Genomic DNA, 26,559 nt, shown 5'->3' on the forward strand with positions numbered 1-26,559 from the left:
ACGATATAAATATTATGGATGAAAGAAGGAGTAACGGGATGATTGAGCTTCACAATGTGACCAAAACGTATGCAAACGGCACGAAAGGCCTGAACAACATAAATTTGGAATTGAAGCAGGGAGAATTTATCGCCGTGGTCGGGTTGTCTGGTGCAGGCAAATCCACGCTGCTGCGATCCATTAACCGGCTGCATGATATCAGTGAAGGTGAAATTCTGATCAACGGAAGCTCCATCACCAAGGCGCAGGGCAAGCGCCTGCGCATGATCCGGCGGGATATCGGCATGATCTTCCAAAGCTTCAATCTGGTGAAACGATCCAGCGTGCTGCGTAATGTACTGGCTGGTCGGGTAGGGTATCATTCTACACTTCGTACCATTTTGGGACGTTTTCCAAAAGAAGATGTTGAACTGGCCTTTGACGCTTTGGATCGGGTGAATATTTCCGAGAAAGCGTATTCCCGTGCAGATCAATTGTCTGGCGGACAGCAGCAGCGTGTGGCCATTGCTCGTGTGCTGGCTCAGGAAGCAAAAATTATTTTGGCCGATGAACCGGTTGCATCCCTTGATCCGCTGACGACGAAACAGGTCATGGATGACCTGAAACGGATCAATCAGGATCTCGGGATTACAACGATTGTTAACCTGCATTTTATTGATCTGGCGAGAGAGTATGCAACACGTATTGTCGGTTTGCGTGCAGGGGAAGTCGTTTTTGACGGTCCGGTGGAAGAAGCAACGGATGAGCGCTTTGCTGAAATTTATGGCAGACCGATCCTCGCCGATGAATTGTTGGACAAGCAGACCGTGCATGAGCAGGGAGAAGTGCTGGTATGAAGGGACAAACCAACGTTTCACTTGAACATGAAGGGCGCGCAGGTGCAGGTAAGGAACCTGGGTCCCGCCTAGGACAGATTGTGAATCGCCCCAAACCACCGGGGAAAACAAAACATCTGCTGACGCTGGTCATCATCTTGCTGCTCTTGTGGGCAAGTGCGAAGCAGACAGGTGCCGGGGTTACAGAGCTGTTCACGGGATTTCCGGAGATGTGGAAGCTGCTGAAGGAGATGTTTCCGCCGCGCTGGAGTTATTTTGACAATATCGTGCAGGGGATGCTGGAAACGATCCGTATGGCACTGCTGGGAACAACCATCGGTGCGATTTTTGCAATTCCCATCTCGATCCTCTGTGCGGGGAATCTGGCGCCAAGCCGCTGGATCTATTATCCGGCCCGTTTGCTGCTGAATCTGATTCGTACGATCCCGGACCTGCTGCTGGCCGCTTTGTTCGTCGCTGTATTTGGTTTGGGCCCGGTTCCGGGTATCCTCGCGCTGGCTGTATTCTCGCTGGGTCTGATCGCCAAGCTCACGTATGAAACACTGGAGACGATTGACAAAGGGCCGCTTGAAGCGATGACTGCTGTGGGTATGAACCGGATCCAGCTCATCGTGTACGGTGTCGTTCCTCAACTCGCTGCTCAGTTCACGTCCTATGTGCTGTATGCCTTCGAGATTAATGTACGTGCCGCGGCTATTCTTGGCTTGGTCGGTGCGGGCGGGATTGGGCTTTATTATGAAGCGACGCTCGGATTCCTGGAGTACGACAAGACGAATACCATTATTATTTTCACACTAGCTATCGTTCTGATTATCGACTATGTGAGCACTAAGCTGCGGGAGAAATTGTTATGATGAATAATGAAGTGAGCCGTATTCGGCCAAGATCCAAGCCGCGGAAAAATCCGCTGCGCTGGCTTATCATGCTGCTGTTAATTCTGGTCTATGCGTGGGCTCTTGCGGGCGTGCCGTTTACCGGTTTCAAGGAAACAGCCGGGCAGATTATGAAAGCCATTATCGCGGGCATTTTCTCGCCCGATTGGAATTTTGTCTATTTGCCTGAAGGAGAGGATCTGCTGCGAGGATTGCTGGATACGCTCGCGATCTCTGTACTTGGCACCGTGATCTCCGCTGTGCTGTGTATCCCGTTTGCCTTCTGGTCCGCACGGAATATGAGCGGTCATCGGGCGATCTCGGGTGCGGGAAAAATGATGCTGAGTTTTATCCGTACATTTCCCGAGATTATTATGGCTCTATTGTTCATCAAGGCCGTAGGTCCCGGATCATTCGCCGGGGTGTTAGCCCTTGGACTGCACTCGATCGGGATGCTCGGTAAACTGTACTCAGATGAGGTTGAAAATATGGACTACGGCCCGTCTGAAGCTTTGCTGGCTTCCGGAGCAACGCGTATGCAGCAGCTCTGGTTCGCCATTCTGCCGCAGGTCATCCCGGGATTTCTGAACTATACGCTGTATCGGTTTGAGATCAATGTGCGTTCTGCCACCATCCTCGGTGTAATCGGTGCAGGCGGGATCGGAACTCCGCTGATCTTTGCGCTCAGCACACGTAACTGGCCGCGTGTCGGCATCATCCTGCTCGGCATTATTGTGATGATCACCATCATTGACCTGATCTCGGGATATATTCGTAAGAAGCTGGTTTAGTAGAACATGCAGCTATTCTGGCATCCGAAATTCAAAGTAAGAAGAAGGCTGATTGAGCAGGTTCATTCCGCAGTCTATGATGAGAAGCAGCCCATGCATCGGCATGGAGCTGCTTCTTTGATGATGTCATTTAATTATGGGAGAGGATATGAGTGCGCACGACTCGAACAGCTCTGCTCATTTGTAAAATAACGATTTATTTAAAAACTTTTTCGGAATTATAGTTTAGAAGTACATTGAAATTATGATACGGTAGAGTTATACATTTTTGATAGAGGAGGGGAAAGATGAGAAAAAAGGTCAGAATGGCGAGGTCAGATGATTTTAGCATAGAGCTGGTTGAAACGTACATATGGAGCTGTTGATTATAAGGTTTTAGGTTTTAAAGACCCAAGTTGTTTGAGAGAAGGTGGCCCGGCATATGGGGATATTTTATTTGATATGGATCATGTTTATGGCACTTTTACTGCTCTACAGAATGATCTTTCAGAAGTTTCAAAAATATAATCGAGAGAACATCGGAATTAGTGCCGTTCTCATTGTTTTTACCGGGAGCAGCTATTCGTTCACGCAGATGAACCTGTTTTTTGTCATTGGTGTGATGGCTTTAGCTGCTTATTGTGCAGTATGGAACAGCATCCTATTTGTAAGGCAAAGTGATGAGAAACTGCGCCTGAAATGACTTTTTAATACTCGGATGAAAGAGAATCCTGTGCAGCGCGTTTAGCAGTGAAACGTAAGGAGTAACTTTATAGACAGATCGAAGCAATCGGTTAGTAAAAAAGGCAAGGTGTGTGACGTGAGGTTAAGTGAAGTGAAGTAACGAAGAAAATTGCAAAAAGTAAGGTGAGTTAAGGTGAGTTAGGGTGAGCTAAAGTATGGTTCGAAGTCTAATTGTGCTCCCAGCTAGAATGTCAGAGTAGATGGATTGCGGGTGCGGAGTACCAGATGAGTCAGTGTTTGAGGATGAGGGGAGTATGAAACTAGTTGGTGAGCTAGCCTTTGAGGAGGAGGAGGGTGTGGTCTATTTTAATACCTAGGTGACCGCTAACGATCTCCAGGAGCCTTATTTAGCCCAAAAAGCTCTCTTTAATATTCTAACGATTCGTAGTGACGCTATTTGCTGCATTTAGCCCATTTTCACCCTCCAGGAGCTGAAAAACAACCAAATTGCGTCGCTGAAGATCGTTAGGATTTGAAATGTGGCAAAAACGAGCAAATAAGGTCTTTCAGAATCGTTAGCGCGGAGGGAGCCTGTTTAGATGGTGATTCGCTTCTTCTCAATGACTCAGCGTCTGTTGACGTTTGCAAATAAATACTAAACGATTCTTCAAGCGGTTGCGAAAAGATTATAAAGATGTGTATCACTGATTATGTGATACAAGCGCTGAACTCGCAGCACTCTCACTGATTTCGCGACGCTAGCGCTGAATTCGTAAAACTATCATAAAATTTGCAGCACCAGCATTAGATGTGTAACGAAAAAAACGAAACCAACACTGCCTTTTTCACGGACTGTGTAGTTTCGTTTTTTTACGTTACGGTTTTTGTTGATGCTTTTTTTTACTGTTTACCTTACGATCTACCTTAATGTCTTCGTATCGTTTCTTTAGTTTATTTGTCACTATTGGTAACAGTCTTTGTTACTTTACTCATTACTAAACTTGTTACTGGATTTGCTGCTTGGTTCATTACTGCTGACGTCTCTGCGTACATTCCCATCCCTATACCTAATCCTCATACTGTCTAATACTGCTCCTATTCTACTCGTCATCTTGCTGTTATTTCTAAACTAGCTTGCCAAAGGCAAAACTGCTTTGTTCACCTGAACAGTAACCGTTTCGGTACTGGTCATACCTGCGGCGTTGATCAACTCGGCACGGTACGTATACGTTCCGTTCGCACGACCGCTTAGATCCGTCTTGGCCGTTTGAGCAGACGGTGATGCAGCATTCAACGTTTGGGTATCAATGAGTACATCATTTTCATAGAGACGGTATTCGGATGCATTGGTACCCCACCAGAGGTTCATGGTAACCGTATATTCGCCATCACCATCCCAGTTGTTCTGAGACAATACGGCTTTACCGGGAGCTGCATGCGCGATCCGAACCGTCAGCTCGTCACTGCGGGTTGTACCTTTATCGTTGATCAGCTCAGCAACATAGGTGTAAGTCCCGTTGGCTTTACCTGTAATCGCCGTTTTAGCAAACTGTGCAGCAGGTGAAGCAGCCGTTAATTTTTGCGTATCCACCAGCACACCGTTCTCGTAGAGCTTGTACTCGGCTGCGTTTTCGCCCCACCACAGATTCATGCTAACGTTGTATGAACCGTCGGACAAGCCGCTCGCATATCCGTTATCGGAAGAAAGTACCGGTTTGCCCGGCGCTCCTTCAGCTGGAGTGGAAGGTCCTTCGCCTCCACCTTGTTCTTCCGCAGCTTCAATGTCATTCGAGCTTCTCGGTTTCAATTGAAATACGTCTTTGAAAATAGCTGAAATGCCTGTGATATCAATCTTGTCACCAGCCGTATAAGGGAAAGTCGTTTCACTTACACCAGTACGTGTATCCACACGCACATGTGTGCTTGTCCCGTCAGAAGCTGTCGCATCAAATTCAAATGAACCGGCAGGCGTGGCGCTGATGATGTTTTGGATCGTTACGTTTTTCAACTGGACGAGCTGCCCTTGGTTGGCATCATTAATCGCAGTAACGAGAGTCGGAGCAGGAACAGCAGCTGTTCCTGTTTTCTCAATCGCAACCACGTCGGTTAACTCGAACTCACTATTGTAGATCGTTGTTGGTGCAGTCACTTTCACTTTGTCACCTACATCGAATCCGCTCGTGTGCTGGAAAACATAGATTCCGGCTGTTTCATCCTGAAGATAGAAGGATTGTCCGCCAAAAGAACCCGGTTTGGTGGTCACAACACCTTCAACGGTTACTGTAGTGCCAACCGCTTTGGTGCGTGCTTCCGCAACAGAGATCGCTGCTGGAATCGGACCCTCTTCTTCCGGCAGCGGCTGTGCAGGTACATTGGCGATGCTTACCGCATTGGTAATCAGGTTGCTGCCGTTCAGGCGAAGACGCAAGCTGGCATTACCATTCGTGCCTGGTTTAATGCGTACATTCAGGTCTTTAACTGCGCGGCCTTTGCTATCTGATGTTACGCTGAATGCAGAGCTGTATCCGTACGAAGTTGGCCATGTTCCACTGTCATTCTGAATCATGGCTACCTGTGTTCCGCCTGTTAGATAGATTCCGGCGCTGTAGCCGGTAACCGTTGTGTTTGGCGGCATATTCTCAACTACTACGCGGATTTGGAAATCTTCCGCGTTAGGCAGGGTATCCTGCTTCACGAAGCTGTACGCTGCATTAGCGCTGGATGCAGGACCGCCGTAAGAGCCTGGTTTGAACGTGGAACGGTCATACCACTTGTATCCGGCTGCAGGAGCAGCCCAAGGTTCAGCTTGCGGCTCCGTCGAAGCGGCAGGCTCCTCAAATGGCAGCAGCGCTGTAGCCGTATCCAGTGTAAGGCCGTTCACTTCGGACAGCTTGGTGTAGTTTTCCTGCTCAGCCAGCCAGTTTACCGTATTGACGAGCAGTGCGGCATCATCGGCTTCTTTGAAGCCGTCATACGTTGTTTTACGTGTGCCGGTCTCTTCACGCAAATATTTCGGGGATGCGTCTTCCACCGGGGAGGAATCACCTATGAAGGCTGCTTTGCCTGAACCCAGTTTGGATACAGCCACATAAGGTCCTTCTTCAATGCCGCCACCATTGTACACGCCCTGATCTACAGCATTATTCCATTTGGCGTTTGTTTTTGGCAGGTACACGATGCCTTTGGCTTTCTCAGGATCTGTGATTGCCAGCGTAGAACCTGCATGCATCGCTACAGCAGATACCCCTTCGGTAATGCCGAAGGCTTGATCAGCCGGCACGATGATATTGGCGTTAATGTCGCCGAGTGCGTTATAACGGAAACGTACGCCAAAGTTATCAGACAACCAGTCCGTGCTGGTTACATCCTGCATCGCTTCGGAGCTGCGCTCGTCAGCACTCATGCCTTTGGTCGGGTCTTCATATGCGCCGCGGCGATACCCGTTGATGACCTCGGAACCATCCCACCGGTTTTTGTTACGGTCGGCGTTATAATGATCTCCAATGAAGAAAATACTGCCGCCGGATTCAACATATTGTTTCAAAGCGGCCTGTTCGGACGTTTTGAAAGGAATCTGAGGTTCTGCAATAACGAATACGTTGTACTCTTTCAGATCATCATAGGTAAAAGGAGACGTTTTGCGCAGTTCTTTCACATAATAGCCGTCGTTCGCCAAAGCATTGGCAAAATCGGAGAATCCGCCATCGATGACCCAATCTGCCGCTCCGGCTGTCTGGCCGTGTGAATTGTCGAACAATACTTTTTTGCCGGCATTCTCATTAACAACCTTGGCTTGAATGAATGGTGCCGGGTCTGTCGGTCCTTCCGCATGAACCGAAGCATCTCCGTTCCACAATCCGATCTGAAGCGGCAAAGCCATAGACAATGCCAGGAGTGATTTTAACCAGACTCCCCGCAAACGTGTCAATTTACCCAACCAAATCCCTCCCAAAAATTAGTTGATTCATAACTTCGTCCATATTCTACCACGTGAAAATCTCACATAGTCATAACAAAATGTAAAAATTAGATCGAAATTTGTAAAATTAGGTATTTCGTCGTGTTAAGTTATGTGAATAGGTCATTTGGATTATTGAGGTTCAGCAGAAGTGGAGAGGGGACTTGAATGAAAAAAAGTCATGTCTAGAATGGAAAAAGCCATCTCTACGAGATGACTTTGGCACGGATTCGATTGACTGCGTGAAAAACAGAGGATTTGATCATCCCCTCACTGCGGTCGACCATTTCGGCTGTTTCTTTGATGGAATATCCATGGATCAGGCGAAGTTCCAGAATTTTGCGATGCTCGGTATTGTTAATATGGGAGACGATTTCGTTAACGCCTTCGTTAATCTCCATCGGATGTGTATCGACATGGTATGTCTGTACTTCAAGACGGCTGTCGCGCCGCAGGGTCCGGGTACGTCTACGGAAGCTGTCCATGGCCAGATTGCGAGCAATACGCTTGAGATAATAGAGGACCCGGTCTTCGGGAATTGGTGTTGTTACGTTCATCAGACGAATAAAACAATCCTGTGTTAGATCCTCTGCATCCTGCGGCTGTTTGAGGATTTGGGATAGATACCTGGTGATTTCTGATTTATAGTTGGTGTAAGCATCATTGATCTGTGAGTAGTTCATAAGATGTGAATCCCCCTTGGAAATGGATCAAGCCTTGATTCCGGTCTGTTTGTTGTTCTGTAATGCAAGTATAACGAGAGGTTGTTTCCAAAAGGTTCAGAGTTGTATCGGAGTTGTAACATTTCTTGATTACCTCTGTTCAAGCAGATAGATTGGGATACAAAATATAGGCAGATGAAATTCATAGAGCAGGGAGATTACGAATGTATTATGAGACCAAAAGAGATATTAATCATCGAGGATGAAGAGTCCATTCGCGATATTTTGTCCTATTCCCTTCGCAAGGAAGGGTTTGAGATCAAGGAGGCAGCTTCAGGTAGAGAAGGACTCAGTCTGCTGCGGGAGTCCAAGCCTGATCTGATTTTGCTGGATCTGATGCTGCCGGATATGAGCGGGTTTGATGTGTGCAGGCAGCTGTCTGTAAATTCAAAAATTCCCGTAATCATGATTACGGCAAAGTCGGATATGCTGGATAAAGTGCTTGGCATGGAGTTGGGTGCGGACGACTACATTACAAAACCTTTTGATATTCGCGAAGTGGTGGCACGTATCCGGGCTATTTTCCGCCGCATTGACCTTATCAGCGAGACGCTGGAGAACCAGTCTTACGAAGTAGTCAGGCTGGGTAAACATATTGAGATTCGCAAGGATGAACGCGAAGTGTGGAAGGATGGAGAACGGGCAGGACTTACCAACAAGGAGTATGACCTGCTGCTATTTCTCGTGAACCACCATCGAAAAGTACATACACGTTCAGAACTGCTGGACAAGGTGTGGGGATTTGATTTTGCAGGGGATACTCGTACAGTGGATATTCATGTGCAGCGTATACGCAAAAAACTGGACAGCGGAGATCAGGGCATATCGATGATTGAAACGGTATTTGGCGTAGGATACAAGCTGAATATTCAGGTGCAAACATGAAATGGACCATCCAGTTCAAGATGGTTGTGCTGTTCTCCGTTATCGTTTTTATCGGTTTCTCGGCACTGCTGATTCTGTCTAACAAGGTTGCTCAAGAGAATATGTACCGTGAAGTGCATGAGGATATGGTGCAGTCCAAAAAAAATCTGGATATCGCTCTGAATCAGTACTTTCTCATCCATAATAAACGCATCAGCAAAAGTTCGCTGGAGGCGGGCAGTCGGGAACTGGAGGAGCAGATCGGTTCTGCGGTTGGCGGTAAAATTACGCTTTATCGTCCCGATGCTTCTCCATACGGCTCGAGTACCGGCGGGGAAAAACTTGTCAAACACACAGACATAGCAGATTTGAGAGAAGCGATGCAGTCTAAAATTGCCTATACGACAAAAGTCGATCAAGGACGGGTTATGGCGAGCCTGTCTTTCCCGGTACAAAGTGACCAGCAGCTTGTTGGTATAGTGCAGCTTGAGAAGGATTACACCGACCTGTATCAGCGCAATATGCGTTTTCAGGATACGATCAAGCTGTTTGCAGCGACGATATTTGTGTTTGTTTTCATTGCTTCGATTTTTATTTCCCGGAAAATTACACAGCCGATTCGTGTACTCACTAAACGTTCTGCCGAAGTGGCCCAAGGCAGTCTGAATGCCGATATTCAGATTGCTACGAAGGATGAGATCGGCGAGCTGGCAGCAAGCTTCACGGTCATGATTGACCGGGTGCGGGAGCAGATCGATGTGATTGAGCGGGAGCGGGACGAAGTGAAACAAGTCCAGGCGCGAAGCAAAGTTTTTTTTGACAATGTGACACATGAACTAAAAACACCCCTGACGACCATTCTGGGCTATGCGCAGATTTTGCGGGATAACGGGTTCACCGACCCGGATTTTTTCGACAAAGGCATGAATTATATCATCAAGGAAAGCCGCCGGCTGAATTCGATGGTTGCGGACATTCTGGAAGTTTCGGTATCCTCGGCAGTCATTGAAAACTATCGCTTTGAACGAGTTGATGTCTCGGATATTATTCGGGAAGCGTGTGAAGATATGTCCATCAAGGCAGGCAAATACAATATCGGCATTCATTATGAGCTTGAGGAAGAACTGTATGTGAGGGGAGATCGGGACAAGCTGAAGGAAGTATTCCTGAACTTGCTGGATAATTCCGTCAAGTACAGTGATGTGAACTCCATCATTGAAGTACAGTCCACGCGGGAAGAACAGACCATTGCCATCCTGATTCAAGATCAGGGAGAGGGCATTGGCGCTGAAGCGCTGAACCATGTATTTGAACCCTTCTATCAGGATAAGGGCATGAACCGAATCGAGAAAGGCAGCGCCGGTTTGGGCTTGTCGATTGTAAAGAACATTGTGGAGCGTCATGGAGGAACAGTGGAAATGAAAAGCATTATACGGGAAGGGACTCAAGTGATGATCCGCCTGCCGGGGGAAAGAAATCAATGAAACATACCGGCTTTTGGCACAAACATCGCGACAAGCTGATGCTGTCCGGTCTGCTCATTGCCTTTGTAGGCGGCATATTCGGGATTGGCAGCCTGTTCAGCATTGGCCAGCTTAAACCGCGTACTGTGATTTTGCCCGGAGCACAGTTCGACAGCCGTCTCGCTCCTCCGGCAAGCAGTACGATCCAGATTGAGTCGGCGACAAAGATTCCAAATGATTTCGTAATCTATGATTTTGATATCGGAGATCGGAATACAATCGTTGTCAACAGCACAGAACGTTCCTATTCGGGACTGCGGCTGCTGAAGCTGTATCTGGATGATAATCAGGTAGAGGAGATCAGCAGCAACACCGATTTTGGCGTTGTGCTGAGCCCGGATCGAACCAAGCTGATGTATGCTCAGTACCGTTCGGGACAAGCTCAACGCGCTGCCTTTATGTATGACATGAAAAGTGGTGAACGCACCAAATTGGGGAAAGAACAATCCTATTTCAGGGAGTTCCTCAATAACGACACTTCAATAAGTCACGATGAGCGGGGTTTCATTCAGACCGATCTGAAGACTGGTCAGGAGCAGGTGTTGTTCTCCGATGAAACCATGATGAAGAAAGTGGGCATTGACACACACGAGGATAAATCAGGCAAGAACTACATCGTCATCGATAGTTTCGAGATCAGTCCGAATTTGAAGCAGGCTTATGTTCTGGTGATGCACAAGGATAACTATGCTGTTTATCGTGTGTCGATCGAGAAGAACCCTGATGTGTCTCTTTATTTGCAATTGAAGGATATTCAGCAGTATCACTTGTTGAAAAACGGGGATATGATCTTTCAGGGAGAAGTGGATCAGGTTCAAGGGCTTTACCGATATCAGGCAGAAAAGAAGAAGCTGAACCTGCTGGTGGAGGGCACATTCTGGAATTTTGACCTGAGTGCGGACGAATCCAGAATAGCCTATGTGAATACACTAGAGAACCAGAAGAATGAACTTCATATCGCCTTCCTGAACGATCAGAGCTTGTCCTCTGATACAGTGATCTACCGCAATATCAACCATTTTATTAAACTAAAATGGTTTGAGGAGGAACTGTTCTTGGCGAGCAGCTCCACCAGCAAGAGTGAGCTGTATCGTTTTAGCTTCAAGGCGTGGTGAGGCGTTTCCAACGAGCATAGAGACAGAACTTACAGAAGGTAAGGCAAGGTAAGGTAAGGTAAGGAATGCACAACTGCCTAAGCCCCCCATTATAGATGAAAATAAGCCCCCTGCATGCAGGCGTTGTACGCTCTGCTGCAGGGCTTTTTGTGCTGACATGTTACAAGTTGGATACAACTCCGTCCTGTCCCGATACATCTGCACCCTATAATAAAGTGAGTGATAGACAGAAATACATAATCAGGAAAAAGAAAGGAAGACATGCGCAAATGCTTCAAGTTGAACATGTATCCCATGCCTTTCGCAATGCACAAGTCGATGTTCCGGTGCTGCAGGATATTAACCTGACAATCCAAGAGGGGCAGATGGTTGCTCTGCTGGGCAGTTCAGGTTCGGGCAAATCCACGCTGCTGAATCTGATGGCTGGCTTAATGAAGCCAACGCAGGGCAAGATTTGGATTGCGGGTCAGGACATTGTACGCTTCAGCGAGAATCGCCTGGCGGAGTTTCGCCGGAGCCATATCGGTTTTATTTTTCAATCCTATGAGCTGCTGTCCAACCTGACTATTCGGGAAAATGTAGAGCTGCCTTTGGTGTTTATGGGCGTGAGACCATCCAAACGCAAAGAAAAGGCGCTGCGCCTGCTGGAGCAGGTGGGACTGGGCGAGAAGTCCAATCTCTTTCCTTCCCAGTTATCGGGCGGTCAGCAGCAGCGGGTTAGTATCGCCCGTTCGCTTATTACAGAGCCTTCGGTCATCTTCGCCGATGAACCAACGGGCAACCTGGATACAGAGACCGAGGAAGAGATCCTTTCCATTCTGCAGCAGCTGAACAGAGAGATGAAAACAACCTTTGTCATTGTGACACACGAAGCCGAGGTAGCGGAACAGATGCAGGTCGTACTGACTTTGCAGCAGGGGAAACTGGTCGAACAGTCTGCCCAGCTGCAGAGCGTATGAGATAAGGCAAAAGGAGAGGAACAGTGAGAATACGGGACGTAGTGCGCATGGCCTGGGGGCAGATCATCCGGCGCAAAGTGGTCACATTGCTCTGTATGATCGGCTTGTCGATTGGATCGGCAGCGATGATTATTGCCCTGAGTGTGGGTCAGTCGGTGCAGACATACAGCGAGAAAACGTTGAACGATAACTACAAGATGGACGAAATTACGATTAGTCCGAACGAGGGGATCAAAACGGGGAATGGCAGCGGAGGAACGAAAAGCAAGTTTGAACGCGGCGCGCTGACCATGGAGAAAATTCGAATTATACAGCGGCTTCCGCATGTCACTGCTGTAGCTCCGATGTTAAAGCTGGATGCACTGGATATGGTGCTTCCCGATGGACGCAGCTCCTATGTGGAAGTCATCGGAACGGAAATGGGGACACTGGGCGGTTTCGGATACAAGTTTTCACAAGGCAGCGGGGCTGAAAATGGACGAACTGCCGTAGTGAACTATGGAGCGACCTATGGTTTTATTGATGCCAAAGTGACCCAGAAGCTGTTTGAGCAGTTGAATTCCGATCCTTATAACAATGATCTTCTGCAGCAGTACAATGAGATGATGATGAAACAGGATCAACTGATGCAGCAACGTGTTCAATTTAGGTATGAGGACTTTATGAATGGCAGAAAGACCAAGATGAGCGGCACGATACGTGTATCGGGTGAACTGGTCAAACCATCCAATATGGATGATATGAGCGCACAGAATGACAAAAAAGTATATGTGCCGCTCGATACGGCACGTGCCCTGCAGGATGAGCTGGGACTGCAGCAGACGGACAGCCCGGCGCTTAAACGTCTTAATTCGGCTTTGGTGAAAGTGGATAACAAGCGGCATGTCGCCCAGGTTGAGGAGCAGATCAAGAAGCTGACGTTAAACACACAAAGCAATCTCTTTCAGGAAGAGGCTATGGCTGGACAGCTTGCGATGTATCAGAAAGCAGCCATCGGCATTGGCGGTTTCATTATGGTTCTGGCTTCGCTGTCTATTATTGTAGCAATGATCATGTCTACTCATCAGCGGCGCAAGCAGATTGGCGTTATGAAGGTGCTTGGTGCCAACCTGTGGCAGATCCGTCAGATGTTTATAGCGGAGGCAGCCATGCTGGGATTCATTGGTGGCGTGGCGGGTGTAGGCATTGCGTTTGCTGCGCTTGGAGGGGTGAACCAGCTGCTCGCGAGTCAGATGGCTGATCAGGCGGGTGGACCGATGACGGTGGTTATTCAGCAGTCGGCACTGCCGATGGGGATTGTTTTTGCCGTACTTGTCGGTGTGGTATCGGGTATTTATCCAGCAATTAGTGCATCCCGAACTAACGCGCTGAGTGTCATTAAATCGATGTGATCGCTCGGCGAGAGAAGTACGAGCGGAATCCGGGAACTATTTTCAAGACTCAAACTTATCAGTGAAAGGGAATATAACGCATGAAGAAATGGATCAGCATCATCATTACCATTGTACTTATGGCAGGTGCGGGATATTGGGTGTACGAGAAATACAAACCCCAGCCCGAAGCGCCTGTCGAAGCACCACCACCGATTACCTTTGATGTGACACAGGAAACAATGACGCAAACGATACAGGTCAAGGGTAAATCGGTGTATACCGAGCAGACGGACGTATTTGCTCCGTATACTTCCAACATCAAGCAGTGGCATGTCAAGAACGGGGAGCAGGTGAAAAAGGGAGATGTTCTGTTCACGCTGGATACCTCAGCACTGCAGACAGAGGTCAGTCAGATGCAGAGTGATCTGGACAAAGCCCGGTTAGATGTGGAGATGAATCAGATCAGCATCAATCAGGCCGGCATGACCGAAACGTTAGGTGTGACGGAGGAGGAACGCAAAAAAGCTTTTGCAGATCGGGAGAGCAAACGTCTCGCGAATGAATTGAACCAGAAAGCCCTGGTTCTTAAAGAGCAGGAAATACGCAAGAAACAGGACGTGATGAGCAGGGCGGTGGTGTATGCGGCAGCCACAGGTATTTTTCAGTTGAACGATCAAGAGAGCAAAACACGGGCAGTTACGGAAGGGCAGCTGATCGGCTCAATTACGAATACTGGCAAAATGAAATTCATGACCATTGTGGGTGAAGAAGAGATGTTCAGGCTTAAGGCAGGCATGCCGGTACAGGTGCGAATGAGTGCACAGAAGGACTTGAAATTTACCGGAACCGTAAGCAAAGTGTCCAAATTTGCCCGAAAAAGCTCGGATACCGATCTGAAACAAGCTTCACAGTTCGATGTTGTCATTGATCTGAAGCCGGATGCCCGTATGTATGGTGGTGTCAGCCTTGAGGGAGATATTGAAACGATGCGCAAAGACAAGGTGACTGCCGTATCCAGCCTTGCCATTATGCGAGATCAGCCGGACCCTTATGTGCTGCTGGATAAAGGAAACGGAAAGTTGGAGCAGGTTTCGATTAAAACCGGAATGGAGTCAGGGGATAAAACGGAGGTGATCAGCGGTTTGAAGCCGGGAGATGCTGTTGTTATTCAATAAAGTTGAGGCTGGGGATGTCAGCCAAAAGCCAGAATTGGGTAAATAGTCGACCTGACTTGTAAAAGGTTCATTGCGGGGGAGGCATGCCGTAATGGGCCTTTTCGCTTTGGGGACGGTGGAGAAGAGAAATCCTCCTTTTTATGTGGAAAAAAATATAATTAAATTTATATAATTCAATTTACAGTAATATTTACATGTCGTATAATCACACTATAAGGAGGTGAACAGGCAGTCATCAAAGGTTGAAGCCTTTTCTAAAAGTTCAAAAGGTAAGCGCTTACGAGATTTACGGTTATGCATTCCAACTTCTCTGTTCTTCAACCGAATCGTCCCAGGATATGGATCAGCTGGACTACCACGGTATACTCTCATGGATTTGACCCCTCACACACACTCACAAAGCATCTCTACCCGAATACACCCGACGTTTATTTTGCTTAACCTCATTTTATCGATGATGGAGGCGATCGAAACACTACTCACTCTCATGCACTTTGTGCCATGCATCCTGCTTATACACAGAGGAACAGCAGACATAAGTTCAATCCAATCGATCTAAGGGAAAGGTGGAACTATGAAGAAAACAATGAAAACAAAATCAAGAGGCCGGAAGATACTGCACAAAGGTGTAAAACACATGATGGCAGCTGCGCTGCTTGCAGCAGGAATCTTCCCGGGCATGTCTTCAGGCGTGGCTCAGGCGGCTGAGGCGCATGTGAATAATCCTTTTGTCGGTGCGACGGCATATCTCAATGAGGACTATTCTGCACTAGTGGATACCTCTATTGCACTTACCAATGATGCTTCGCTGAAGGCCAAGATGGAAACGGTGAAATCCTATCCTACAGCGGTATGGATTGACCGTATTGCAGCGATCTACGGCGGGGCAGATAATGCTGGCCGCAAGAGCGTAGAGGAACATCTGGACGCAGTGCTCGCTCAGAAGAAGCCGGGCGTACCTATTACGGCGTCCTTTGTTATCTATAACCTGCCGGGCCGGGACTGTCATGCCCTTGCGTCGAACGGAGAGCTTCCTTTAACCCAGGCGGCTTTGCAGACGTATAAAACGGATTACATTGACGTGATCGCAGATATTTTCGCCGATCCGAAATATCAGGATATCCGTATCATTGCCATTATTGAACCGGACAGTCTGCCGAACCTGGTAACCAACCTCAGCACACCTGCTTGTGGTCAAGCGGCGTCAACAGGCATTTATGAGGCTGGGGTAAAATATGCTTTGGACAAGCTGCATGCGATTCCTAATGTGTACAACTATCTCGATATCGGTCACTCGGGCTGGCTCGGATGGGATAACAACCGAACTGAAGCAGTAGCGCTCTATACCGATGTGGTAGGCGATACGCTCGGTGGACTGAGCAGTGCGGATGGCTTCATTACTAATACAGCCAACACAACACCGCTGGCTGAACCGAACCTTTCGAATCCTGACTTGAACATTGGTGGACAACCAATTCGTTCCGCGAAGTTCTATGAATGGAATCCGTATTTTGACGAAACCGATTTCACAGCGAAGCTGTATGCGGATTTTGTACAAGCAGGATGGCCGGCGAGCACCGGTTTCCTGATTGATACAAGTCGTAACGGATGGGGCGGGGAGAATCGTCCCGCTGCAGCTGTGGGCAGCAACATCAATGATTACGTCAATTCCGGTCGTGTGGATCGACGGGAGCACCGGGGCAACTGGTGTAATGCAAGCGGAGCTGGGATCGGAGAAGCGCCAAAGGCAGCTCCAGGACCTGCACATCTGGATGCCTATGTATGGGTAAAACCTCCAGGTGAATCGGATGGCTCCAGTTCTGAAATTCCGAACAATGAAGGCAAAGGCTTCGACCGGATGTGTGATCCAACGTATACAACGAAGGATGGAGTGCTGACAGGTGCAATGCCTAACGCGCCGGTATCAGGCCACTGGTTCCATGAACAATTTGTGCAGCTGGTGAAGAACTCCTTCCCAGTACTGCCAGAGAGCAGCGGAGGCAATCCTCCGGGCGGAAACACAGCTCCGGCAGCACCTGCTTCCGTAACAGCCGCCGCGGGCAATGCTCAAGTGACCTTAACATGGTCGGCTTCCGCAGGTGCGACGAGTTACAGCGTGAAACGTGCGCTCAGCGCATCCGGACCGTTTGTGACGGTTGCTGCGAATGTCAGCGGAACAACATACACCAATACAGGTCTGACCAACGGCACAACGTACTATTATGTAGTGACAGCAAGCAATGCGGCAGGCGAAAGCGTCAATTCGGCAGCTGCAATGGCAACGCCAGCGGCAGCTGTAACAGCTCCTGCGGCACCAACGGCTCTGACTGCAACCGCTGGAAACGCACAGGTGAGCCTGTCCTGGACAGCTTCCGCAGGTGCGACCAGCTATAACGTGAAACGTGCGCTGACTGCTGCAGGTCCATTCACAACGATTGCTTCCAATGTAACAGCAGCGTCGTATACCAACACTGATCTGACGAATGGCACAACCTATTATTACGTGGTAAGTGCGGTGAATGCAGCGGGACAAAGTGCAAATTCTGCTGTCGCTTCTGCAACACCAGCAGGTGGTGTGGTCGTACCGACAAGTGATCTGGTGGTGCAGTATCGTGTAGGAGATACCAATGCATTGGATAACCAGATCAGACCTTTGTTCAACATCAAAAATCTGGGCAGTACTGCAGTAGAACTGAGTGACTTGAAACTCCGTTATTACTTCACCAAAGAAGGCACAGCGGCAATGGATTCCGCTATTGACTATGCTGTAGTTGGTGCGGCTAACATTGAACGTACCTTCGGAGAGGGATATGTTGAGCTGAGCTTCACCTCCGGCGCCGGAAGCATTGCTGCTGGCGGACAATCCGGTGATATTCAGCTTCGCATGTTCAAAACGGACTGGTCGAACTTTGACGAGAGTGATGACTATTCCTATGATCCAACCAAAACGTCTTATGCGGATTGGGACAAAGTTACGCTCTACCAAGACGGCAATCTCGTATGGGGAATTGAGCCGTAATGCTGTCTGGCTGTAGTACTTCTTGTTCCTAGCGATGATTGAACAGGTCAAGATTAAGCAGCCGAGGCTTAACAATTCGCTGTTCAAACCTGAATACCGCCCTTTCCCGTCAGGGAAAGCGGCGGTATTTGGGTTGTAGAGCTGCCCTGGAACGTTTGCAGGTCGATCACAGCTGACAGGTACTGCTTCTTAGAGGTGCTGTGCTTCGAAGAGTTGTCGGCATACATGCAAAATTCCTTCGGCATAGGGATAGGGTGCAATAGATTTATGATAGGCTTTGGCTTCGGCTGTAGCATTCTGGAGAAGATATCCGTGAGCAGCCGTCTGCAGCATCTCAATATCATTTCCGCTGTCACCAAAAGCGAGTGTATTCGATAGAGGAACCTGAGTATACTCGATCAGAAACTGAAGCGCAGCTTTTTTTCCCGTTCCAAGCGGGATAAAATCAACATCGTAAGCATCTTCCGGATCGCCAGCCTTGGGGTTGCATTGATTGATATTGATTCCAATACCGGCGCAGGAAGCCAAGTGTTTGATCACTGACAGATCATATTGGGTTTTAACTGAGGATGCTTCATAATAGTAATAGTTCATTTTGTATCCCGATTGGCCAAACTGCGTCTGTTCATGAAGAACAATATTGTAGGTATGCTTCAATTCGGCGATAAGGTCCTCGACGTCTCCACGGGAAAAGCCCGAGCGTTGGATTTTCTTTTGCCAGGAAGGGATAGCGGTCCATGTCCCATCGGAACACAGTTCCCATAGATCTGTTCCCAGATTGCTGGCGATATAATGAGGAAGCTGTGTCATGCCTGCCATTTTCATTTTGAGCTGAATCTGTTTCATGCTGCTGCCGGTAATCCAGGCCGTTTTTACTTGATGACTGAAGGTCAGCTTATTCATATAACGTTCGAGTTCATATACCCTCTCCAGCTGTTCTGGCAGACATTCATGAGGGAAGTAGGTTTCGTCAAAATCAAACAGGATCAGATACTGGGTTTTAACCGGAATGTGTATTGTATCCAAGCGGTGTAATACCTCCTAAGTTTAGTTACTTGTATCTTAGAAGCTGGGAACGTTCCCAGGTCAATTCTTTATGACGAGGTGTTTTTTGTTGCCAACCATTATTGATATCTCCCGTGCAAGCGGTCTGTCCAAATCCACCGTATCCCGGGTATTGAACAATCATCCACATGTGTCTGATGAAAGCAGGGCGAAGGTGAAGGAAGCCGTTCAGAAGCTTGGATATGTTCGGAACACACATGGAGTACAGCTTCGCCTTCAGGAAAGTCGTCATATCGGGGTCATTGTCCCGGATGTGGAGCATCCTTTTTTCAGTCAGCTTGTTAGTGAGCTCAGTCGTTCTTTGGGTTCAAGAGCATATCGGGTTGTGATTTATCAAACGGAGTTCTCACGAACGCTGGAAAAGGAAGTCTACGAACGCCTGCTGCGCCGTGAGATGGATGCCGTCATTATTGCGCATTCAAATTACACGGAGAAAGAGATTAAAGAATGTATAGGCACAGGCGTTGGCATCATCTGCAATGAAGCTATGGAGGGAGAGTTTCTGGATGTCTTCCGGCTGGATGAGCAGGATGCAGTGTACCAAGCAGCGTCCTACCTGCTCTCCAGAGGGCGGGAGCAGCTGCTTTTCGGAATGGATCATGAGACGCCACTGCAGCAGAAAAGGTGGGCTGGATTCCAGCAGGCCCATCAAGAATCTGGCAAGGTATGCTTACGTTCACAGTGTCATTCAGGACTGATTACAATGCAGGATGGGTATGCGTGGGGTGAACGTATATTCACTGCGGCATCATGGCCGGACGGTATCATAACAGGCAGTGATTACGCAGCTGCAGGATTGCTGAAGGCAGCGCAGAAATACGGAGTTTTGATCCCTGAGCAGGTATCTGTAATCGGCTTCGATAATCATCCAGTAAGTCTGATGACCACTCCGGAACTGACCACATTACCCAACCGGATTCCGGAGATGGTAAGAGATGTTACCGAATGTCTGATTCAACGTCTGGAAGGCATGCGGTCTGCTCCTGTGCTGCGTACATACCAAACTTCGCTGATTATTCGTGGGTCAGGGTAATATCGTGATTTCCCAGCTGAGCAGATACACTGAATATTAATTATTTTAGACGGATATTTGCCTATGGTCAGGAGATAAGGATGTCTATAATAGTACCGGGTAGGCGGTAAAGTTTGTTCTGCATTTCATTCGAACAGGATAGATCGCATAGTGTGGATCGAAGAGGATGAAAAGAAGAACGGCCAGAGCCGCCTGCAGATCAAGGTTTCTCTTTTCATTTATGTAAGCGCAAACATTATGCTGAAGGAGCGTGAAGCTGGATGAATGTGAAAACAACTACGCCGGTAGATGCAGGGAGCATTAGTGGGCAGTATTCCAGAAAAAGAAGGATAAGCGGCTCACGATTACCCCTTGCAGCCAAAGTGCTCTCATCTGCACTCAGTTTGGCTTTGGTCCTTGGTGGAACCGCCGGGATCACCGGAGCGGATACTTCACAATTTCAGGGAGGTGGTGCCTTGGAGGCAGACATGAATGCCAAAGACAAAGGTGGCAGCCGTGGGAAAGGCATACAGCTGGAGAAGCTGGATCGAGGGCTGGTGGCGGCTTCGACGTCCGAAGGCGTTTTTCTAAGCTGGAGATTACTTGGCGACGAGGCGACAGGGTACAGTGACAAGGGGCTAACAGGTACGGATTTCAATGTTTATCGGGATGGCATAAAGATTGCAGCAGTTACAGACAGCACCAACTATGTCGACAGCACGGGCAATACTTCTTCTCGTTATGAAGTTGCTGCGGTGAACAGCAAGGGGAAAGAAAGCAAACGCAGCGCATCCGTCAAACCTTGGGCGAACGGGTATGTTGATATTCCACTGCAAAAGCCGGCTGATGGTGTAACACCAGCAGGTGAAGCTTACACCTACAGCGCCAATGACATGAGTGTCGGCGATGTGGATGGAGATGGACAGTACGAGTTTTTTGTCAAATGGGAGCCGTCCAACGCCAAGGACGTATCGCAAAAAGGTTATACCGGAAACACCTACGTAGACTGTTACACGCTGGACGGACAGCTGCTGTACCGGATTGATCTGGGAGTTAACATTCGTTCGGGTGCGCATTATACGCAGATGCTTGTTTATGATTTTGACGGAGACGGTAAGGCCGAACTGATGTTCAAAACTGCTCCGGGCACACAAATTATTAAATACAACAAAAAGGGAAAACCAACTTCACAGAAGTACATCACACTGCCGAAGGAAGATCGTAAAGCTGGGGTTACAAATGAGGATGACTATCGCCTGAGTGCTGAGGGGTACTATGATCATGTTGTCGAGATGTTCCGAAACTGGCATAAACACGAAGAGGTAGTCAAAGGAAACTGGCCTGCGACGCTGGAAGAAGCGTTTGGTATGGAGAAAAAGTACAGCTATCCGTTATCCCGGCAGGATGCGGAAAGTCTGGCCGACTATTTCATGGATGTGTACGCACCGCAGCGGAGCGCTCGCAATGAACTGCGCAAGTTCGAAGGATTTATTGTCGATGGGCCGGAGTATATTACCGTATTTGAAGGGAAGTCGGGAAAAGAATTACAAACCGTCCCGTATGAACCGGGACGCCATGATGACGGCCTGATGTGGGGTGATTATGCGATGGCGCGCATTGAACCGGCCAACCGGGTGGACCGTTTCCTGGCGGGAGCTGCCTATCTGGATGGCAGGAAACCGTCTGCGATTTTTGCGCGTGGATATTACACTCGCTCCACCATAGCTGCCTACAATTGGGATGGCAGGAAACTGAAAAAAGAGTGGATGGTAGACAGCGGCTGGACACCGATGAAGAACCCGTTTAATGACGGGCCGCATGGTATAGATGGAACAGATCCGCGGTACGGCTCCATTACGACGCAGGGAGCACACTATTTCAGTGTGGCTGATGTGGATGGGGACGGCAAACAGGAGATTATCTATGGTTCGGCCACGATTGACCATGATGGCAGTGTCTTGTACAGCTCCACCGATGTCATGCCGCCTGAAAGTGCTGCACCGGGGACCACGGCCCGTCTCGGACACGGTGATGCGCTGCATGTCGCAGACATCGACCCGGATCGCCCGGGGCTGGAAATATTCATGGTGCATGAGGGTGGACCTTGGGCACCGTACGGATACTCCCTGCGTGATGCGAAAACCGGAGAAGTGATCTATGGCGGGTATACGGGCAAAGATACCGGTCGCGGCATGGTCGGGGATGTTGACCCAACCCGGCGTGGGCTGGAGACATGGGCTGTCGGATTATGGACAGCACAGGGTGAAAAAGTAAGTGATCAGGCGCCCGGAACCAATATGAGCATTCGCTGGGCTGCAGACATGACCACCCAGATTGTGGACGGTGCCATCGATGTTACGCCTACAATCAAGGATTGGAAACGCGGCACGCTGCTGACCGCAGCGGGAACCTTAACCAATAACCATACCAAAGGTACACCTTCGCTGGTCGCAGATATATTCGGTGACTGGCGTGAAGAGATGCTTGTGCGCACGGCCGACAGTTCTGCTATACGTATCTATCTAAGCACCGAAAAGACGGATCGCAAGCTGTACACGCTGATGCATGATGCGATGTACCGCGTGGGCATTGCCGGACAGAACAGCGGCTATAATCAGCCATCCTACCCGTCCTTCTACATGGCATCCGATATCGATTGGTCAAAGGTGACGCTGCCGAACTTCTATACCCCGGGAAAAGGCAAGGGGGATAAGTAAGCAGCTTAGGTGAATTGAAGGCAAATGACAATCGCAGCAGCCGGAAAAGCTCTGGAATTCTATCCTGTGTAATGATAACTCAGGGACATTCCAGAGCTTTTTTTGATCTGATGGCTGGATATTACTTTTCGTTATTTTCGGTTAAGTGAGCCGCAGAAGCGAAAGATTCCAGCGTATATTGACCATCGTGATAGATCAGTTTGGTGATCGAACATTCGGGAACAAGACGATTCTGCATCACCAGAAAATTAGGGTGCCAACGGTTTAACTCTTCCTCGGAGAAGGTTTGCACCAGAAAATCGGTAATCAGCCCGCCGTGTGTTGCCAAAACAATATGACTTCCGGGCGGCTCCTGTGCCGCCAGCTCATTGAGCAAGGACGCCAGTCGTGTCCCTGCCTGCTTGGCCGAATCGCCGACGGGGGGAACGAACTCGGGGTCTGCTGTACACTGGTTCCACAAGTCAACAAATTGTTCAAAGGTCTGCTCAGGAACATCGCCCCAATTCGCGCGCTCCCGCAGGCGTGCATCTTCCGTTACATCGGATTGGGTGAGGGAAGCGATAGCCTGAGCGGTTTCTTGTGCTCTGCGAAGAGGACTCGCTACAATGCGGTGGATATCATATGAAGCGCTTGCAAAGTGCCGGGCGGTTAATTCGGCTTGTCGGCTGCCTTCCGGGGTAAGCGGTACGTCCCCGATATCCCTTTTTTTGATACCATGCCTCACCAGATAAAAGGTTGTACTCATCGTATGAAATCTCCTTCTTACTGTATTTTAGGAAGAAACGATTAATGATATCAGGACCCAGCAGATGCTTGGAGAGAACTTCCCATCTTTCATTAGATATAAACAGTGTAAATGGACTCCGATCCCAATTCAATAATTTCCAATCGATCAACTATTCAAAGGCGGCCAGCGGATGATTCAATGGAATCATATTTAAAACGTTTTGTAAGGTATATAATGAATTCATATGATGAAATTCAATACAGTAGAGCACGGAGGTCTATCATGATGAAAAAATTGTTTTTATCCGCTTCCTTTGAAGAGACTGCAGGTTTGTTAGACACATTGGAAGAGGAGTTATCCGGGAGAACGGTGACCTTTATCCCGACAGCTGCTGTTCATGAGCCATACGATGCTTATGTACATGCAGGCAGACAGGCCCTTGAGAAGCGTGGGCTTATCGTAGAAGAGCTGGAAGTATCCACTGCATCGGTTGAAGAAACAGCAGACAAGCTGCAGCGAAGTGATCTGATCTACGTATCAGGCGGGAATACGTTTTTTCTGCTGCAGGAACTTCGTAGAAGCGGAGCAGAACAGTGGATTCAAGCTCATATTCGGGAGGGGAAAATATATATAGGAGAGTCGGCGGGTTCCATTGTACTTGCCCCCGATATTGCATATGTAAAGGCCATGGATGATTGTGCTGCAGCACCGGATTTATCCAGTTATGAAGGACTGCATGCCATTGATTTTTATCCTGTTCCGCATGTAGGCTGTTTCCCGTTTGTCGAATCGGCGGCACAAGTCATTGCAGCCTATGAGTCTGCACTGCCTCTTGTCCCGATTACGAACTCCCAGGTTATTGTTGTGGATGGAGAGCAGCACCGGATCGTTGGTATTTAACGTCAATTTCCTGAATTATAAGGAAGGGAATCCCGGCACCGTTTTCCATTACTGCGCATGAAGGGAGGAGTCAGGAGGGGATGAATCGAACCGAATCCTTTTCAGGAAGTCTTTTTCGAGAACCACTTCGAACAGAAGACTGGGGGCCGCAATTTTTCGCGTACTATTACAAGCAGTGGGATGACTATCAGATGTCCTATCACACCCATAATTCTACGGAAATTATGTACATCATTTCAGGGATATGCCGGGTAGATGTGATGATGGCTGATGGAAGTTCGGAACAGGCCGTGTTGAAAAAAGGGCAGTTTATCCTGCTGGATGCAGGCGTTCCCCATCGACTGCTGGTGCAGGACGGCGTGCCGTGCCGGATGCTGAATGTCGAGTTTGGATTTACCCCTGCTGCACCCGGACAACCTTCCATCAGACGGCTTGCACTGGAGGAAGAAGCAGTGCATACTTTTCTGACCCATACCGCTCCTTATCTCGTACTGCCTGACCCGGAAGAGGTGTATTACACAATGAAAAGCCTGGTGCTGGAACTGGATCAGCGCGGGATGATGGAACGGCGAAAGGGAGAGAAGCAGAAGGAAACGGACATTCCCGCTGCTGTAAATCCGGGTGTTATTCCCCCGCACGAGCGCACGCTTCATCGTGAGGCTCGAAACCTGACAACTCCCGATCAGGGAACACTGGTGCGGACTCTATTTATTCAACTGCTCGTTCGCATGGCAAGACTGCGGGGAGAAATGGAGCGAAGCACGCTGGACCAGACAGAAGTGTATGTGAAACGGGCAGTTGAATTCATGTATCAGAATATGGATCGCAGTATTCAGATGAAGCATATAGCCGCCGCGGTTAATCTGCACCCCGGTTATCTGCACCGCCTTTTCCGTAACTACACCCAGCGGACTCCGACCGATTACCTGACGATGCTGCGGATGGAAAAAGCGAAGATGCTGCTGCAGCAAACCGATATCCCGATCTCCGAAATTTCGGACTACGTTGGTGTGGGAAGCCGGCAGTATTTTCATATGTTGTTCAAGAAGTACACCGGGATGACACCTGTTCAATTCCGAGGTTCGATCGAGCGGACACAATGGAGGTACCCGGAGGAATTGGAATAAAAGCGGCAGTTCATTTAACATAAAGCCTGACAGAAAGTAAGTGTTGAATCGAAAGGGTATTCATGCTATTCTGTGTTCAGAGTAACGATTCATTTATAAGTTAAGGTTATGATAATCATATATTCAGGATTGTGACTGTTCGGCAGGCGATACCTAAATTGTTCGTAGTAGACATGAGCTGTACATGCTGCTGCTTCAATTTAGGTTTTTTTTATGGAGTAGTACCGAGACAAAAAAATGATGAGACGGGGGTGATGCAGATGAAGATTAGAAAAATATTTAACAACAATGTGATTTTACTGACCGACGACAACGGGGACGAAATGATTGTGATGGGAAAAGGGATAGGATACAACAAACATAACCAAGACGACATTGACTTCTCTCAGGTGGAGAAGAAGTTTGTGGTCGAGAAAGCGACGTCTGACAAACTGATGGGTCTGATTGGCGAAATTCCAACAGAACATCTGGAGCTGTCCAATGAAATTATTGAATATGCCGAACAGCAGCTTGCTCTTAAATTCAGTGACAACATCTACATTACCCTGACAGATCACATCAGCTTTGCGATCAGAAGATTTCCTGAAGGCATCATCGTAAAAAATGCCCTGCTGTGGGAGATCAAAAAATTTTATGCTTCCGAATACGAGGTCGCTCTGAACGCCCTGAACATTGTTGAACAGAAAACAGGTGTGAGGCTGCCGGAGGATGAGGCTGGTTCCATTGCCCTTCATTTTGTTAATGCGCAGCAGCGTGGACAGGATATGAAGCAAACCTATCAGATGACAAAGATTGTTAACGATCTGGCAAACATCGTGAAATATCATTTTGGAATTAAACTGGATGAAAGTTCGATTAATTACAGTCGTTTTCTTACACATCTGCGGTATTTTGCATACAGGATTTTACATGATGAGCTGATTCCCGAGGAGAGGGATTCTTTGTACGATCATGTGAAGGACAAGTACCCTGAATCGTATGCATGTGCCAAAAAGATTAGGAATTACCTGAAGATTAATTACGAAAAGAAAACAACGAATGAGGAAATGGTTTATTTCATGATCCATATTCATCGGGTCACCCACCGGGAGCATGAGCTGACGGAAGAATGAAGAACAGCGATGAAACCCTGACAGACAAA

Annotated in this window: 20 protein-coding genes; 16 read left to right on the plus strand and 4 right to left on the minus strand. The window is 48.3% G+C overall.

The features are described 5' to 3' along the window. Nucleotides 1-38: 38 nt before the first annotated feature. The 4 genes from phnC to MKY97_RS05275 all read left to right on the plus strand — a co-directional run bounded on the left by phnC (nucleotide 39) and on the right by MKY97_RS05275 (nucleotide 3,181). Nucleotides 39-836, plus strand: a complete 798-nt coding sequence (phnC, locus tag MKY97_RS05260; RefSeq protein WP_342554453.1) for a phosphonate ABC transporter ATP-binding protein — start codon at nucleotides 39-41, stop codon at nucleotides 834-836. Further along, complete coding sequence (gene phnE, locus MKY97_RS05265; protein ID WP_342554454.1) at nucleotides 833-1,690, plus strand: phosphonate ABC transporter, permease protein PhnE; 858 nt, start codon at nucleotides 833-835, stop codon at nucleotides 1,688-1,690. The genes phnC and phnE (MKY97_RS05265) overlap by 4 nt, the downstream gene beginning before the upstream one ends. Continuing rightward, a complete protein-coding gene (phnE, locus tag MKY97_RS05270) occupies nucleotides 1,690-2,499 on the plus strand; it encodes a phosphonate ABC transporter, permease protein PhnE (RefSeq protein ID WP_342556238.1) in 810 nt (269 codons plus the stop codon). The genes phnE (MKY97_RS05265) and phnE (MKY97_RS05270) overlap by 1 nt, the downstream gene beginning before the upstream one ends. Before the next feature lie 421 nt (nucleotides 2,500-2,920). After that, entirely contained in the window at nucleotides 2,921-3,181 is a 261-nt protein-coding gene (locus MKY97_RS05275; RefSeq protein WP_342554455.1) for a hypothetical protein, read from the plus strand. Nucleotides 3,182-4,291: 1,110 nt separating this feature from the next. Here MKY97_RS05275 and MKY97_RS05280 read toward each other — a convergent pair. Continuing rightward, nucleotides 4,292-7,042 carry a DUF5689 domain-containing protein gene (locus tag MKY97_RS05280; protein ID WP_342556239.1) on the minus strand — a complete coding sequence of 917 codons (2,751 nt, stop codon included), beginning with the start codon at nucleotides 7,040-7,042 and terminating at the stop codon, nucleotides 4,292-4,294. A gap of 284 nt (nucleotides 7,043-7,326) precedes the next feature. After that, the gene (locus tag MKY97_RS05285; RefSeq protein WP_342554456.1) at nucleotides 7,327-7,803 is read right to left on the minus strand and encodes an RNA polymerase sigma factor; all 477 of its coding nucleotides are present in this window, start codon (nucleotides 7,801-7,803) and stop codon (nucleotides 7,327-7,329) included. Nucleotides 7,804-8,013: 210 nt separating this feature from the next. Here MKY97_RS05285 and MKY97_RS05290 point away from each other — a divergent pair, with 210 nt between their 5' ends. The 7 genes from MKY97_RS05290 to MKY97_RS05320 all read left to right on the plus strand — a co-directional run bounded on the left by MKY97_RS05290 (nucleotide 8,014) and on the right by MKY97_RS05320 (nucleotide 17,870). Further along, the gene (locus MKY97_RS05290) at nucleotides 8,014-8,727 is read left to right on the plus strand and encodes a response regulator transcription factor (protein WP_342554457.1); all 714 of its coding nucleotides are present in this window, start codon (nucleotides 8,014-8,016) and stop codon (nucleotides 8,725-8,727) included. Then, nucleotides 8,724-10,190, plus strand: a complete 1,467-nt coding sequence (locus tag MKY97_RS05295) for a HAMP domain-containing sensor histidine kinase (RefSeq protein WP_342554458.1) — start codon at nucleotides 8,724-8,726, stop codon at nucleotides 10,188-10,190. Before MKY97_RS05290 ends, MKY97_RS05295 begins: the two co-directional genes overlap by 4 nt. Beyond that, complete coding sequence (locus MKY97_RS05300) at nucleotides 10,187-11,344, plus strand: hypothetical protein (RefSeq protein ID WP_342554459.1); 1,158 nt, start codon at nucleotides 10,187-10,189, stop codon at nucleotides 11,342-11,344. Before MKY97_RS05295 ends, MKY97_RS05300 begins: the two co-directional genes overlap by 4 nt. Nucleotides 11,345-11,613: 269 nt before the next feature. After that, entirely contained in the window at nucleotides 11,614-12,303 is a 690-nt protein-coding gene (locus MKY97_RS05305) for an ABC transporter ATP-binding protein (protein ID WP_342554460.1), read from the plus strand. Nucleotides 12,304-12,326: 23 nt separating this feature from the next. Further along, complete coding sequence (locus MKY97_RS05310; RefSeq protein ID WP_342554461.1) at nucleotides 12,327-13,694, plus strand: ABC transporter permease; 1,368 nt, start codon at nucleotides 12,327-12,329, stop codon at nucleotides 13,692-13,694. An 80-nt stretch (nucleotides 13,695-13,774) separates the two neighbouring features. Next, nucleotides 13,775-14,851, plus strand: a complete 1,077-nt coding sequence (locus tag MKY97_RS05315; RefSeq protein WP_342554462.1) for an efflux RND transporter periplasmic adaptor subunit — start codon at nucleotides 13,775-13,777, stop codon at nucleotides 14,849-14,851. Between the two features lie 586 nt (nucleotides 14,852-15,437). Continuing rightward, nucleotides 15,438-17,870 carry a glycoside hydrolase family 6 protein gene (locus MKY97_RS05320; RefSeq protein ID WP_342556240.1) on the plus strand — a complete coding sequence of 811 codons (2,433 nt, stop codon included), beginning with the start codon at nucleotides 15,438-15,440 and terminating at the stop codon, nucleotides 17,868-17,870. 189 nt (nucleotides 17,871-18,059) lie between these two features. On the opposite strand, the gene MKY97_RS05325 is transcribed toward MKY97_RS05320, so the two are convergent. Further along, nucleotides 18,060-18,896, minus strand: coding sequence for an HAD-IIB family hydrolase (locus MKY97_RS05325; RefSeq protein ID WP_342554463.1), 837 nt, complete (start codon nucleotides 18,894-18,896; stop codon nucleotides 18,060-18,062). An 88-nt stretch (nucleotides 18,897-18,984) separates the two neighbouring features. On the opposite strand from MKY97_RS05325, the gene MKY97_RS05330 reads away from it, so the two are divergent. Together MKY97_RS05330 and MKY97_RS05335 are read left to right on the plus strand one after the other, a co-directional pair. After that, entirely contained in the window at nucleotides 18,985-19,968 is a 984-nt protein-coding gene (locus tag MKY97_RS05330) for a LacI family DNA-binding transcriptional regulator (protein WP_342554464.1), read from the plus strand. Between the two features lie 260 nt (nucleotides 19,969-20,228). Further along, entirely contained in the window at nucleotides 20,229-22,664 is a 2,436-nt protein-coding gene (locus MKY97_RS05335) for a rhamnogalacturonan lyase (protein WP_342554465.1), read from the plus strand. Nucleotides 22,665-22,785: 121 nt separating this feature from the next. On the opposite strand, the gene MKY97_RS05340 is transcribed toward MKY97_RS05335, so the two are convergent. Then, on the minus strand, nucleotides 22,786-23,409 hold the full coding sequence (locus MKY97_RS05340) for a histidine phosphatase family protein (protein ID WP_342554466.1): 624 nt from the start codon (nucleotides 23,407-23,409) through the stop codon (nucleotides 22,786-22,788). A gap of 264 nt (nucleotides 23,410-23,673) precedes the next feature. Between MKY97_RS05340 and MKY97_RS05345 the strand changes: the two genes are divergently transcribed. The 3 genes from MKY97_RS05345 (at nucleotide 23,674) to MKY97_RS05355 (ending at nucleotide 26,530) form a co-directional block, all read left to right on the plus strand. Next, the gene (locus MKY97_RS05345; protein ID WP_342554467.1) at nucleotides 23,674-24,291 is read left to right on the plus strand and encodes a Type 1 glutamine amidotransferase-like domain-containing protein; all 618 of its coding nucleotides are present in this window, start codon (nucleotides 23,674-23,676) and stop codon (nucleotides 24,289-24,291) included. An 80-nt stretch (nucleotides 24,292-24,371) separates the two neighbouring features. Beyond that, complete coding sequence (locus MKY97_RS05350; RefSeq protein WP_342554468.1) at nucleotides 24,372-25,418, plus strand: AraC family transcriptional regulator; 1,047 nt, start codon at nucleotides 24,372-24,374, stop codon at nucleotides 25,416-25,418. Between the two features lie 260 nt (nucleotides 25,419-25,678). Continuing rightward, complete coding sequence (locus MKY97_RS05355) at nucleotides 25,679-26,530, plus strand: PRD domain-containing protein (RefSeq protein WP_342554469.1); 852 nt, start codon at nucleotides 25,679-25,681, stop codon at nucleotides 26,528-26,530. Nucleotides 26,531-26,559: the final 29 nt, after the last annotated feature.

It is taken from the genome of Paenibacillus sp. FSL R7-0652, from assembly GCF_038595045.1.
GTDB lineage: Bacteria > Bacillota > Bacilli > Paenibacillales > Paenibacillaceae > Paenibacillus.

Bases quoted from the DNA above. Each gene is read 5' to 3' on its own strand.
- phnC (WP_342554453.1), top strand. From the start codon at position 39: ATGATTGAGCTTCACAATGTGACCAAAACGTATGCAAACGGCACGAAA.
- phnE (WP_342554454.1), top strand. From the start codon at position 833: ATGAAGGGACAAACCAACGTTTCACTTGAACATGAAGGGCGCGCAGGT.
- phnE (WP_342556238.1), top strand. From the start codon at position 1,690: ATGAATAATGAAGTGAGCCGTATTCGGCCAAGATCCAAGCCGCGGAAA.
- MKY97_RS05275 (WP_342554455.1), top strand. From the start codon at position 2,921: ATGGGGATATTTTATTTGATATGGATCATGTTTATGGCACTTTTACTG.
- MKY97_RS05280 (WP_342556239.1), bottom strand. From the start codon at position 7,042: ATGGCTTTGCCGCTTCAGATCGGATTGTGGAACGGAGATGCTTCGGTT.
- MKY97_RS05285 (WP_342554456.1), bottom strand. From the start codon at position 7,803: ATGAACTACTCACAGATCAATGATGCTTACACCAACTATAAATCAGAA.
- MKY97_RS05290 (WP_342554457.1), top strand. From the start codon at position 8,014: ATGAGACCAAAAGAGATATTAATCATCGAGGATGAAGAGTCCATTCGC.
- MKY97_RS05295 (WP_342554458.1), top strand. From the start codon at position 8,724: ATGAAATGGACCATCCAGTTCAAGATGGTTGTGCTGTTCTCCGTTATC.
- MKY97_RS05300 (WP_342554459.1), top strand. From the start codon at position 10,187: ATGAAACATACCGGCTTTTGGCACAAACATCGCGACAAGCTGATGCTG.
- MKY97_RS05305 (WP_342554460.1), top strand. From the start codon at position 11,614: ATGCTTCAAGTTGAACATGTATCCCATGCCTTTCGCAATGCACAAGTC.
- MKY97_RS05315 (WP_342554462.1), top strand. From the start codon at position 13,775: ATGAAGAAATGGATCAGCATCATCATTACCATTGTACTTATGGCAGGT.
- MKY97_RS05320 (WP_342556240.1), top strand. From the start codon at position 15,438: ATGAAAACAAAATCAAGAGGCCGGAAGATACTGCACAAAGGTGTAAAA.
- MKY97_RS05335 (WP_342554465.1), top strand. From the start codon at position 20,229: ATGAATGTGAAAACAACTACGCCGGTAGATGCAGGGAGCATTAGTGGG.
- MKY97_RS05340 (WP_342554466.1), bottom strand. From the start codon at position 23,409: ATGAGTACAACCTTTTATCTGGTGAGGCATGGTATCAAAAAAAGGGAT.
- MKY97_RS05345 (WP_342554467.1), top strand. From the start codon at position 23,674: ATGATGAAAAAATTGTTTTTATCCGCTTCCTTTGAAGAGACTGCAGGT.
- MKY97_RS05350 (WP_342554468.1), top strand. From the start codon at position 24,372: ATGAATCGAACCGAATCCTTTTCAGGAAGTCTTTTTCGAGAACCACTT.
- MKY97_RS05355 (WP_342554469.1), top strand. From the start codon at position 25,679: ATGAAGATTAGAAAAATATTTAACAACAATGTGATTTTACTGACCGAC.